This is a genomic window from Pseudomonas sp. 2822-17 (genome assembly GCF_002742485.1).
Taxonomy (GTDB): domain Bacteria; phylum Pseudomonadota; class Gammaproteobacteria; order Pseudomonadales; family Pseudomonadaceae; genus Aquipseudomonas; species Aquipseudomonas cyclaminis.
The window spans coordinates 716,881-728,367 of the sequence record NZ_LJRZ01000500.1 but is presented as its reverse complement, the minus strand read 5'-3'; the positions used below and the strand labels follow the sequence as shown (position 1 = coordinate 728,367).

Sequence of the window (11,487 nt, the reverse complement as noted above, 5' to 3'; positions counted from 1 at the left end):
GAGAGAGGCTATCGTGACCCTTCGCACCTATCAGAACCACACGCCAACCCTGGGCGCCGGGGCTTTTGTCGATATTTCGGCGGTGGTGATCGGCGATGTCGAAATCGGCACCGACAGCTCGGTTTGGCCGCTGACCGTGATTCGCGGCGACATGCACCGCATCCGCATCGGTGCGCGCACCAGCGTGCAGGATGGCTGCGTGCTGCACATCACCCACGCCGGCCCCTTCAATCCTGATGGTTTCCCGCTGCTGATCGGCGACGACGTGACCATCGCTCACAAAGTCATGCTGCATGGTTGCACCGTGGGCAACCGCATCCTGATCGGCATGGGCAGTATCGTGATGGACGGCGCCGTGGTGGAAGACGACGTGATCATAGGCGCCGGCAGCCTGGTGCCGCCAGGCAAGAAACTCGACAGCGGCTTCTTGTATGTGGGCAGCCCGGTTAAACAGGTCCGGGCGCTGACTGACAAGGAGCGCGCCTTTTTCACCTACAGCGCCGCGAACTACGTGAAGCTCAAAGACCTGCACCTGGCTGAAGGATTTGACCAATGAGCCTGCCTTACCAAACCGTGTTGTTCGACCTGGACGGCACCCTCACCGATCCACGCGAGGGCATCACCCGCTCGATCCAGTATGCCCTCGGCAAACTGGGCATCGACGAGCCGGACCTGACCAAACTCGAACACTTCATCGGCCCGCCGTTGCTGCAAGCGTTCATGCAGTTCTACGCCTTCGATGAAGCCAAGGCCTGGGAGGCGGTGAATTTTTACCGCGAGCGCTTCAAAGCCACGGGGCTGTATGAAAACCGCGTGTTCGACGGGGTGACGCCGCTGCTGGAAGACTTGAGCAGCCAGGGCCGCCAGCTGTACGTAGCCACCTCCAAGCCGTGGGAATTTGCCCGTGAAATCGCCCGACATTTCGACTTTGCCAAGCACTTCAAGGTGATCTACGGCAGCGAATTGGACGGGACGCGGACCAACAAGGTCGAGCTGATCGCGCATCTGATGTGCGAGGAAGACCTGGACCCGGCCACGACCTTGATGATTGGTGATCGCAAGCACGACCTGATCGGAGCGCGTAGCAATGGGCTGGATTCGGCGGCCGTCGGTTATGGGTTTGGCAGCTTTGAAGAGTTGAATGCCGAAGCGCCGACCTGGCACTTTGAGACGTTGGCAGAGATGCATCAGGCGTTTTTGCAGCGGGCTTGAGGCCGCCGCCCCCTCCCACATTTTTGAAAGGTGTACGCCGGACAAGGTGGGAGGGGGCTTGCCCGATGAGTCCCTAAAGATCCCCCCCCCGCCAACTGCCTCAACGCCGCCTTGCGCTGCGCCACCGGCAATCCACCCAACGTCTCCACCGCCGCATAGAACTTCACCCAATCCCCGCCTTCGCGCGCAAACAACGCCGCAAACGCCGGCACCCACTGGTCATACAGCCCGAACGGCAGCAGCCGCGCGTTGTTCATCGGCAGGTTGATCCAGGCGTCATAACGCTTGTCGCCACTCCACTGGCTGTCGCGCATCTGCCGGTACTCACGGCGCAAGTGCTCGAATTCGGCCGCCTTGGCCCGGCGCATCGACTCGGCAGACAGCGGCTGCGCGTAGAGTTTTTCCAGGCGTTTGCGCGTGTCGAGGATCAGTTGGATAAACTGGTCACGCTGCTTCAACGTCAAATTGCTCAGAGGCCCCAAACCACGGGCGGCGCGCCATTGTCGGGTACCTTCCTGCTCGACAAAGCTGGCAAATGATTCGTTGAACTCCGTGTCGTCCTTCACATAAAAACGCTGGTGCGCGAGCTCATGAAAAATCAGCGTGGCCAGGCGTTCATCACCCCAATGCATCATCGAACTGATGATCGGGTCATTGAACCAACCCAGCGTGGAATAGGCTTCGACCCCGCCAATCGACACATCCATGCCTTGCTGACGCAACAACGCCGCCTCACCCCGTGCGGCACCTTGGCTGTAATAACCGCGATAAGCCACGCAACCGGCAATGGGGAAGCAGTGATTTTCAGGAGACAGGGAAAATTCCTGCGTGGCGAAGACATTCCAGACCACATAAGGCCGGCCAATATCGGCGTACAGCCGGTAACTCTGGTTGTCAGGCAGGTGCAGGTGCTCGCTGGCGAAGGTTCGCGCTTTTTGGGATTGGGTGAGATGCTCGCGCAGTTGCTGCGGGCGGGATGGGTCAGCGACGACCTCTGAAACGGGCTCTCGAGCCTGCAACAGCTGCCACTGGCCACCCGCCAATTGGCTGTAGTAGCTGACACTGGAACAGCCACTGAGCAGCAACACCATCAACCCTGGAAGAAAACGCCTGACCATACCTGACTGCTCTTGGCTGATGGGTTCGTGTTTATACTGACCGAGATACCCGTCCTGTCATCGAGTGCCTGTCATGCGTCAGCTCTTGCTTTGCGTCGCCGCCTTGTTCATCAGCGCCTGTACGTCAACCCCGATGCCTCCCGCCGATCCGCAACAAGCATGGGTTGATTTTGCCACGCCAACGCCGGGCGCCAAGCTGGTGATGGCACAGCGCCTGGACGGCAAGAACCTTAACGACGGACGCTACTTCCAAGTCCCGCCTGGCGGCCACGAGCTGATGGTACGTTTTGATTTTGAAGTGCCTACGGGCGGAAATTTCAGCAGTTTTGGCCAAACGACCGAGCGAACCTGCTTCATTACGCTGCAGTACGACCATTTCGAAGCAGGCCAACGTTATCGCCTGGAAGGACGCTCGTTGGGCTACACGCCGAATATCCGCCTGTATAACGCCGCCCGCCAGTTACTGGCTGAAGAGCGCAGCGTGAACTGCCTCTGATCAGTCGTTATTTTTTTGGTAGACGATCGCCTTGGTGCCGTTCTCACAACTGCCGACGACCATGGCTACGTCGTGCTTATCAGCTTCTTCTTTGCTGACGATCTCCAGGGTGTAGGACGGCACCGCGTTAGCCTGGATCTTGACCTCGATCTCTTTCCTGAGCTCTTCACAATCTTTCGGCGCGGCCACGGCCGAAGTGGCCAACACACCGCAGATGATCGCCAAGGCAAAACGTTTCATGTGTGAAGCTCCCTGAATGCACTGCGCACGGGTGTGCGCCTAGGCTGCATATGGCTATTCGACCACAGTTTGGAATCACGAGTTCTGATTTAACGCAGAACTGAATGTAGGAGGGGGCTTGCTTCCGATAACGGTGGATCAGTCGACATTTATATGACTGAAAGACCGCTATCGGGGCAAGCCCCCTCCCACAGTGGACCTACGCGGTCAGTTGACCAGCGTGGCGTCCAGGCTGATTGTTGCATTCAACACTTTGGACACCGGGCAGCCTTCCTTCGCCTTCTTGCTTAGCTCATCGAACTGCGCCTGGCTCGCGCCTGGGATCTTGGCTTTCAGGATCAGGTGCACAGCCGTAATAGCAAAGCCGCCATCGACCTGGTCCAGCGTCACTTCGGCCTGGGTGTCGATGCTGTCAGCCTTGAGCCCCGCATCGCCCAGAATCATGGAAAACGCCATGGAGAAACAGCCGGCATGCGCCGCACCAATCAGTTCTTCCGGGTTAGTACCCTTGCCGCCTTCAAAACGTGCCTTGAAGCCGTAGGGCGCTTCGCGCAACACGCCGGTTTCCGTGGAGATAGACCCCAGGCCCGTCTTCAGGTCACCTTCCCAATGCGCGGATGCTTTTTTAACGATACTCATAGCGGTCTCCTCGAACGGTGGTTTTGCGTCAGTAAGGGTTCTGAGGATAGACCGCTTGGCAAAGTTCATCTTCTTGTCGGAGAAACCTAGCAATCCAGTAGGAAATTTCTACTCAGCTATTGAATCTCGGGTATATGCCCTCATTGCATAGAGCATGCACATGAAGCGGCAGGTTTTGGATCGTCTAAAAAGCCTGCGCCCCTATTGGAGAAGCAGGCTTATGAAATCGCTGTCCGACGTGAAGTTCTCGACCCTCGACCTGGTGCCCGTGCGGGCCAATGGCAGCGTGGCGCAGTCGCTGCGCAATTCCCTGGACCTGGCCCAGCACGTGGAAAAGTTTGGCTACAACCGTTTTTGGGTGGCTGAACACCACAATATGGACGGCATCGCCAGCTCGGCCACCTCGGTGTTGCTGGGTTATCTGGCGGGCGGTACGTCGACGATCCGCGTCGGCTCCGGTGGCGTGATGCTGCCCAACCACGCGCCGCTGGTGATCGCCGAACAGTTCGGCACCCTGGAAAGCCTCTACCCCGGCCGTATCGATCTGGGCCTGGGCCGTGCGCCGGGTTCCGATCAAATGACCGCGCGCGCTCTGCGCAGAGAACGCTCCGGCAGCGCCGATGAGTTCCCTGAAGATGTTGCCGAGCTGATGGCCTACCTGGGCCCACGGACACCCGACCAACGCATCATTGCCGTACCCGGCACCGGCACCAACGTGCCGGTCTGGTTGCTCGGTTCCAGCCTGTTCAGCGCACAACTGGCAGGCGAGCGGGGTTTGCCCTACGCCTTCGCCTCCCATTTCGCACCTCGCCTGATGCACGAAGCGATTCGCGTGTACCGCAATCACTTCAAACCATCGGCGGTGCTGGACAAGCCCTATGTGATGCTCGGCATTCCGCTGGTGGCCGCTGACACCGATGAACAGGCCGACTACCTGGCCACCTCGGTGTACCAACGCATCCTCGCGTTGATGCGCGGGCAAAGCCTGGTGCAGCGCCCGCCGGTCGATACCATGGACGGCCTGTGGCTGCCCCATGAGAAAGATGCGGTGGGAAGCTTCCTCGGCCTGGCAATGGTCGGCAGCCCGGCGAAGATCCGCGCCAAACTGGAGGTGTTGATCGAGCAAACCGGCGCCGACGAGCTGATCTTTACCAGCGACCTGTATGAACACGCCGACCGGATTCATTCCTACGAGCTGCTGGCGCAGTTGATGAAGGGCTAAAACCCAGGCGAAAAAAAAACCGACGCACCTGCGTCGGTTTTTTATGTCTGAAACACGCAATCACCCGCGTTTGTAGACGATTTCCTTGGTGCCGCCTTCACAGCTACCGACCACTTTAGCGTCGGTCGAGGCGCCTTTATCCACCACTTCCAGCGAATAACCCGAAGCGCCCTTGGCGTCGATTTTCGCGGCAATTTCGCTTTTCAGCTCGTCACAAGGCTTGCCTGCCGCCAGGGCTGTGCCGGCAATGCTCAACAAACCTACCGCTAACAGGAACTTCTTCATCCGTTACTTTCCTTGCGCTGATCAAAAAGAGCGTGCCGACGCTTGTGGCGTCGGCACCCATTGGTTGTAGCGCAGGTTATGGCAATCGGCCAGCGGGCAAAGTTCAACTCGCCCGATCAACTACTGGCAATTCGGAACCCCACCTTGAGGGTGACCTGGTAGTGGGCCACCTTGCCGTTTTCGATATGCCCGCGGGTTTCAGTCACCTCAAACCACTCCAGATGCTTGATGCTCTTGTTGGCTTCAGCAATGGCATTGTTGATGGCGTCCTCGATACTCGTGGTCGATGAGCCAACCAATTCGACTTTCTTGTAGGTGTGGTGATCACTCATGGCAGTTCTCCTAGGGTCGTTAAGCAAGCGTAGCAGTCAATGTTCGTACTGCTTCTGGCGGCCATTCCTACTCGAAAGTTCAGATTTACTGCACTTTCTGAAACCGCTGGAGTCGGTATCTACACACGCCACTCAATCACTTCAGGAGAGTCCACATGGCCAACACTTCTTTACGCAAAGCGTCGCTGGAAAGCATGGAAGCCGAGATTTCGAGCCTGCTCAAGTCCCTTGAAAGCCTCAAGGACGATGCGTCGGATGAGTCGCGCAAAACCTTGAAGGCCCTGAAAAGCAATGCCGAGAATGCCCTCAAGCACTCCCGCCACCTGATCAGCGACGCCTATGAAGAAAGCAAAGTCAAAATCCGTGAAACCGGTGTCGCTACCCGGGATTACGCGCAAGAGCACCCATGGACTACAGCCGGTGTGGCTGTCGGTGCATTGGGCCTGCTCGCCGCTTATCTGCTGTGCAAGCGTGGTGACTAACTTCCCGGCTGGCTCCCCGGCTGGCGCGAAAGCTCAGCCTTGAGCCACTGCGCCAGTTGCCCGGCGCGCCCGTCTGCGGCGCGTTTGGGCAGCCACAATGCCAGGTGCGCCGGGGTTTCACTGAAACCCCACGGCGCCACCAGCCGACCTGCACGCACGTCCTCGGCCACCAACGGCTGCGGCGCGATCGCCACACCCAGCCCGGCCACTGCTGCTTCCAGCAAATAATACAAATGCTCAAAACCCTGGCCGTGTTTCAACGCGCCGGGTTCGATGCCGTGTTGCTGCGCCCAACTGGGCCAGGCTTGGGGGCGCGAGGTCGTGTGCAGCAGCGCTTCGCCACATAAAGACGAGGCGGGCGCCTGGCGCAGCCGTTCGTAACCGTTGAAGCGCGGGCTCATCACCGGGCCGATGCGCTCACTGGTCAGCTCATACACCTGCATGTCCGCCGGCCACGGTGGCTCGGCGAAAACCAGCAGGGCATCCAGGCCGGGGCGCCGAGGATCAAGGTCGCCGTCACCTGCTGACAGGTGCAGGCGCAAGTCCGGCAAGTCTGAGTTCAAACGCCCCAAGCGCGGGATCAGCCAGCGCGCCAGCAAACTCCCCGAGCAGCCGAGCACAAACGGCGCGTCGGCGCTGGCCTGGGTCAGTTCGGCGCATACATCCCTCAACCGCTCGAATGCCTCGAAGCTGGCATCCCGTAGCCGAACGCCGGAATCTGTGAGTTTAAGGCCGCGCCCGTCTTTGATGAACAGACTGACCCCCAAGTGTTCCTCAAGCACCTTCAACTGTCGGCTGACTGCTCCGTGAGTCACGTGCAACTGCTCAGCCGCTTGGCTGACACTGTTGAGCCGCGCGGTGGCTTCAAACGCGCGCAGGGCATTGAGGGGTGGAAGGTCTCGGCTCATCTGTGAGTTTTCCTGACAGGTTACGGCGATCTTATCGGTTTTCAGTCGGGAGCGTCAGGGGTAGAGTGGCCCTCATTGTCAGTTACACACCTTTTTTCCTGGAGCGTCCCATGACTCAGTCCCAGACCGATCTACGCAACGGCCCTGACGCCAGCGGCCTGTTTGGCGCATTCGGCGGCCGCTACGTTGCCGAAACCCTGATGCCGTTGATCCTCGACCTGGCCCGCGAATACGAAGCGGCCAAGATCGATCCGGCATTCAACGAGGAATTGGCCTACTTCCAGCGCGACTATGTGGGCCGTCCAAGCCCGCTGTATTTCGCCGAGCGCCTGACTGAGTTCTGCGGCGGCGCCAAGATCTACCTCAAGCGCGAAGAGCTCAACCACACCGGCGCGCACAAGATCAACAACTGCATCGGCCAGATCCTGCTGGCGCGGCGCATGGGCAAAAAACGCATCATTGCCGAGACCGGCGCCGGCATGCACGGTGTGGCCACCGCCACCGTCGCCGCGCGTTTCGGCCTGCAATGCGTGATCTACATGGGCACCACCGACATCGAGCGCCAGCAGGCCAACGTGTTCCGCATGAAGCTGCTGGGCGCCGAAGTGATCCCGGTGGTTGCCGGCACCGGCACCCTGAAAGACGCCATGAACGAAGCGCTGCGTGACTGGGTGACCAACGTCGACGACACCTTCTACCTGATCGGCACCGTGGCCGGTCCACACCCGTACCCGGCGATGGTGCGCGACTTCCAGGCCGTGATCGGCAAGGAAACCCGCACCCAGCTGCAAGCCCAGGAAGGCCGCCTGCCGGACAGCCTCGTGGCGTGCATCGGCGGCGGTTCCAACGCCATGGGCCTGTTCCACCCGTTCCTGGACGACACCAGCGTCGAGATCATCGGCGTGGAAGCCGCCGGCCACGGCATCGAAACCGGCAAGCACGCGGCCAGCCTCAACGGTGGCGTACCGGGTGTACTGCACGGTAACCGTACCTTCCTGCTGCAGGACGACGACGGCCAGATCATCGACGCCCACTCGATTTCCGCCGGCCTGGATTACCCTGGCATCGGCCCGGAACACGCCTGGTTGCACGACATCGGCCGCGTCCAGTACACCTCGGTGACCGACGACGAAGCGCTGGATGCCTTCCACAAATGCTGCCGCCTGGAAGGGATTATCCCTGCCCTGGAAAGCGCCCATGCCCTGGCCGAAGTGTTCAAACGCGCACCGGCCCTGCCCAAGGATCACCTGATGGTGGTCAACCTGTCCGGCCGTGGCGACAAAGACATGCAGACCGTGATGCACCATATGGAACAGTCCCAGCAGGAGAAACACTGATGAGCCGCCTGCAAACGCGCTTTGACCAACTCAAAGAACAAAACCGCGCCGCCCTGGTGACCTTCGTCACCGCTGGCGACCCTGGCTATGACACGTCCCTGGCAATCCTCAAGGGCCTGCCGGCCGCCGGCGCCGATGTGATCGAGCTGGGCATGCCCTTCACCGATCCGATGGCCGACGGCCCAGCCATCCAGTTGGCCAACATCCGGGCGTTGGAAGCCAAGCAGAACCTGCTGAAAACCCTGCAGATGGTTCGCGAGTTCCGCAAAGACAACAACGACACCCCGCTGGTGTTGATGGGCTACTTCAACCCGATCCACAAATACGGCGTGCCCACGTTCATCGCCGACGCCAAGGAAGCCGGTGTCGACGGCCTGATCGTGGTCGACATGCCCCCGGAACATAACGGCGAGCTGTGCGACCCGGCCCAGGCGGCAGGTATCGACTTTATCCGCCTGACCACGCCGACCACCGACGACGTGCGCCTGCCGACCGTCCTCAACGGCAGCTCCGGTTTTGTGTACTACGTCTCGGTGGCCGGTGTGACCGGCGCCGGTGCAGCCACCCTGGAGCACGTCGAAGAAGCCGTGGCCCGCCTGCGCCGCCATACCGACCTGCCGATTAGCATCGGTTTTGGTATCCGCACGCCGGAACAAGCCGCGGCCATCGCTCGCCTGGCGGACGGTGTGGTAGTGGGATCAGCGTTGATCGATCACATCGCCAATGCCAGCAACAACCAGCAAGCCATCGACGGGGTGTTGAGCCATTGCGCGGCGCTGTCGGAAGGTGTGCGTAACGCCCGTAAGTAAGCGCCATGTAGCCAGAGGTAAAGTTCCTGATACAGAGGAATCAACTCGGCGCTTCACGGCCTAAACAGCAAGACCAAGGGATTTCGAACTGCGTTCGACGTCCCTTTTTTGTTTGTGTGCCCTGAGGAATACCCGATGAAAATGCCCAAAACCGTGATTGCAGGTCTTGGCGTGCTGGTGCTTGGCGCCAGCGCTCTGGTGCAAGCCGCGCCGCCTGACCAGCGAGGTGATGACCGTGGCGGCCCGCAAGGCCAGCACGAGCAACGGGGCGACGACCATCGTGGCCCACAGGCCAACCGTCGCGGCGGCCCACCCCAGGACTTCGGCCCGGTGCGCCAGATCATCCACGACAACCATGGCCAGTTCTCCCGGGGCGTACCGCCGCCGCCAAATGTGCGCCTGGTTCGCGGCGAGCCACTGCCTCGCGGCTATTACGGCGAACGCCTGGACAACCGCGCCCTGGCCCGCCTGCCGGTGTACCAGGGTTACGAATGGCGCCGTTCGGGACCGGATGTGGTGTTGATTGCTGTGGGTACAGGCATCGTCTACGAGATTCTGGACGGTGTGCTGAACTGACCGAATAACCTCTCGAATGTCCGCTAGGCTTGAAGGGTGAGCGTTTTGCTCACCCTTCAACGCACTTCATGCCTCTTGCCGTCTAACCACCTCGCAAGCCCCACATTCCTTGCCTCCCGGTCGTTAAGTTAGCTGCATCAGAAGTCATCCTTGGCTCTCAGGAGTACATCATGGCATTTGATCTCATCACCGCTTCGGACCGCCGCCACACCACTCTGCAGAAAGGCTTCAACCTGCGCTGGCCACTGGGCAACGTTCAGGGCCAATCGTCACCCAATGGCGCCAACCTGATTTACCTCTGCTACAGCCCCCAGGACATCATCGACGCTGCAGCACAGGCGTTGGCGGTTCCCAACGGGCGGATTACCGTGCGCAGCGGCGGCCACTGCTACGAGGGATTTGTCGCCAACAAAATGCCCGATTCCCCCGGCGAAGTGTTGTCGATTCTGGATATCGGGCAGATGAACCAACTGGCCTATGACCCGAATGGGCAAATCGAGTCTCAACTGGTGACGGGCTTGCCCTATCGCTATGCCTTTCGCCTGGAAGCCGGCGGCCAGAACTGGGATGCCTATGTCGCGCTGTACAAACTGGCGGGCAAGACGCTGCCGGGCGGCTCGTGTTATTCGGTCGGGCTGGGCGGGCATATTTGCGGGGGCGGCTACGGGCTGTTGTCACGCAAACACGGGCTGGTCTGCGACTGGCTGGACGGCGTCGACATGCTGGTACCCAATACCCAGGGCAACGGACTGATACCGCTGCACGTCTGCCGTGACAGCACGGATCCAGACGAACTCAACCTGTTCGCCGCATGCTGCGGTGCGGGGGGCGGCCAGTTCGGCATCATTACCAGCTATTACTTCAAGGCATTGCCGGACGCCCCCAAAGAGGTGCTTTGGCTGGTGCTGGAATGGGACTGGGCGCTATTGACCAAGCCGGCACTCGACAACCTGTTGGCCGCCTATCAGCTGTGGTTTGCCAACAATCAGAGCAACCCGGACACCTGGGGGCTGGCGACCAAGCTAGAGATGCGCCATCAGCACACGGGCAACCTGACGCTGGGCATCCACTACGTGGACAAGGATGGCGAACTCAACGACCAGGCACCTTTCGACGATTTCGTCACCCGGATGCTCGCCGCCATTGCACTGCCCGCCACCGAATCTCTGGTGCCGTTTCACGTAATCCACCTGCCGCGCGGCAGTGCCGGCGGGCGCACCATCAATGCCTTACCCGCTGCGCGGGACGCTGCTCGGCGCCTGGATTGGCTGCCGTGTCAGCAGGCATTGAATGGCTCGGGGGATAACCAACGTGGCCGGTATAAGTCGGCCTACCAAAAAGGAGGGTTTACACCCCAGGTGCTGCAAGCCATATGGGACACGTTAACCCTGGACGACCCCGATAACGACCTGACCCAGAGCCTGATCCAGATCCAATCCTTTGGAGGGCGCATCAATGATCCCGCTCCGGGAGTACGTCGAGAATCGTCGGCGGCGCAGCGCTCCTCTTATTTGAAGTGGCAACCGCAATGTTATTGGCGCGATGCCAGCGCCGCCTCGGACCAGGCTCACGCACGTTGGATCCAGGGGCTTTATTTCAGCGCTTTTGCCAATGACGGCGGCGTGCCGATCAACAGCGAGTTCGAGGGTTGCTACATCAATTACCCGGACCTGGACATGACGCACCTTGGTGGCAACCCCGCCAATGCCAAAAACCCCCATTGGTACCGCATCTTCTTTCCGAATCTGATCATCGAAAGCCGCCTGCGGCGTACCAAACAGCGCTGGGACCCGTTGAATGTGTTCCGCAACGAGATGTCGGTGCCGTAATC

Annotated in this window: 15 protein-coding genes; 9 read left to right on the top strand and 6 right to left on the bottom strand. The window is 60.2% G+C overall.

What is annotated here, in order from left to right; genetic code table 11:
* Nucleotides 1-13 precede the first annotated feature (13 nt).
* Both AOA60_RS21830 and AOA60_RS21825 read left to right on the top strand, forming a co-directional pair.
* Nucleotides 14-556 carry a gamma carbonic anhydrase family protein gene (locus AOA60_RS21830; protein ID WP_099586177.1) on the top strand — a complete coding sequence of 181 codons (543 nt, stop codon included), beginning with the start codon at nucleotides 14-16 and terminating at the stop codon, nucleotides 554-556.
* Nucleotides 553-1,212: an HAD family hydrolase gene (locus AOA60_RS21825; protein WP_099586176.1), complete on the top strand. Its 660-nt coding sequence runs from the start codon at nucleotides 553-555 to the stop codon at nucleotides 1,210-1,212. Before AOA60_RS21830 ends, AOA60_RS21825 begins: the two co-directional genes overlap by 4 nt.
* On the opposite strand, the gene AOA60_RS21820 is transcribed toward AOA60_RS21825, so the two are convergent.
* On the bottom strand, nucleotides 1,188-2,330 hold the full coding sequence (locus tag AOA60_RS21820) for an aminopeptidase (RefSeq protein ID WP_099586175.1): 1,143 nt from the start codon (nucleotides 2,328-2,330) through the stop codon (nucleotides 1,188-1,190). The genes AOA60_RS21825 and AOA60_RS21820 overlap by 25 nt on opposite strands.
* 73 nt (nucleotides 2,331-2,403) lie before the next feature.
* Between AOA60_RS21820 and AOA60_RS21815 the strand changes: the two genes are divergently transcribed.
* Nucleotides 2,404-2,826: a hypothetical protein gene (locus AOA60_RS21815; RefSeq protein ID WP_099586174.1), complete on the top strand. Its 423-nt coding sequence runs from the start codon at nucleotides 2,404-2,406 to the stop codon at nucleotides 2,824-2,826.
* Here the strand turns inward: AOA60_RS21815 and AOA60_RS21810 are convergent, their stop codons facing one another.
* Entirely contained in the window at nucleotides 2,827-3,066 is a 240-nt protein-coding gene (locus AOA60_RS21810; protein ID WP_034110558.1) for a DUF1161 domain-containing protein, read from the bottom strand. It lies immediately after the preceding gene.
* 207 nt (nucleotides 3,067-3,273) lie between these two features.
* Complete coding sequence (locus tag AOA60_RS21805; RefSeq protein WP_099586173.1) at nucleotides 3,274-3,705, bottom strand: OsmC family protein; 432 nt, start codon at nucleotides 3,703-3,705, stop codon at nucleotides 3,274-3,276.
* Nucleotides 3,706-3,925: 220 nt separating this feature from the next.
* Here AOA60_RS21805 and AOA60_RS21800 point away from each other — a divergent pair, with 220 nt between their 5' ends.
* Complete coding sequence (locus tag AOA60_RS21800) at nucleotides 3,926-4,927, top strand: LLM class flavin-dependent oxidoreductase (protein ID WP_099586172.1); 1,002 nt, start codon at nucleotides 3,926-3,928, stop codon at nucleotides 4,925-4,927.
* Nucleotides 4,928-4,987: 60 nt separating this feature from the next.
* Here the strand turns inward: AOA60_RS21800 and AOA60_RS21795 are convergent, their stop codons facing one another.
* On the bottom strand, nucleotides 4,988-5,212 hold the full coding sequence (locus AOA60_RS21795; protein ID WP_032885104.1) for a DUF1161 domain-containing protein: 225 nt from the start codon (nucleotides 5,210-5,212) through the stop codon (nucleotides 4,988-4,990).
* A 116-nt stretch (nucleotides 5,213-5,328) separates the two neighbouring features.
* Nucleotides 5,329-5,544 (bottom strand): dodecin, encoded by a 216-nt coding sequence (locus AOA60_RS21790; RefSeq protein ID WP_032885105.1) that lies wholly within the window; start codon nucleotides 5,542-5,544, stop codon nucleotides 5,329-5,331.
* A gap of 155 nt (nucleotides 5,545-5,699) precedes the next feature.
* Between AOA60_RS21790 and AOA60_RS21785 the strand changes: the two genes are divergently transcribed.
* On the top strand, nucleotides 5,700-6,026 hold the full coding sequence (locus tag AOA60_RS21785) for a YqjD family protein (RefSeq protein WP_003170746.1): 327 nt from the start codon (nucleotides 5,700-5,702) through the stop codon (nucleotides 6,024-6,026).
* Here the strand turns inward: AOA60_RS21785 and AOA60_RS21780 are convergent.
* Nucleotides 6,023-6,934, bottom strand: a complete 912-nt coding sequence (locus AOA60_RS21780; protein ID WP_099586171.1) for a LysR family transcriptional regulator — start codon at nucleotides 6,932-6,934, stop codon at nucleotides 6,023-6,025. The genes AOA60_RS21785 and AOA60_RS21780 overlap by 4 nt on opposite strands.
* 110 nt (nucleotides 6,935-7,044) lie before the next feature.
* Between AOA60_RS21780 and trpB the strand changes: the two genes are divergently transcribed.
* The 4 genes from trpB (at nucleotide 7,045) to AOA60_RS21760 (ending at nucleotide 11,485) form a co-directional block, all read left to right on the top strand.
* On the top strand, nucleotides 7,045-8,271 hold the full coding sequence (trpB, locus tag AOA60_RS21775) for a tryptophan synthase subunit beta (protein ID WP_099586170.1): 1,227 nt from the start codon (nucleotides 7,045-7,047) through the stop codon (nucleotides 8,269-8,271).
* On the top strand, nucleotides 8,271-9,080 hold the full coding sequence (gene trpA, locus AOA60_RS21770) for a tryptophan synthase subunit alpha (protein WP_099586169.1): 810 nt from the start codon (nucleotides 8,271-8,273) through the stop codon (nucleotides 9,078-9,080). Before trpB ends, trpA begins: the two co-directional genes overlap by 1 nt.
* 135 nt (nucleotides 9,081-9,215) lie before the next feature.
* The gene (locus tag AOA60_RS21765) at nucleotides 9,216-9,656 is read left to right on the top strand and encodes an anti-virulence regulator CigR family protein (RefSeq protein ID WP_099586168.1); all 441 of its coding nucleotides are present in this window, start codon (nucleotides 9,216-9,218) and stop codon (nucleotides 9,654-9,656) included.
* 170 nt (nucleotides 9,657-9,826) lie between these two features.
* Entirely contained in the window at nucleotides 9,827-11,485 is a 1,659-nt protein-coding gene (locus tag AOA60_RS21760) for a BBE domain-containing protein (RefSeq protein ID WP_099586167.1), read from the top strand.
* The last annotated feature ends 2 nt before the right edge of the window (nucleotides 11,486-11,487 follow it).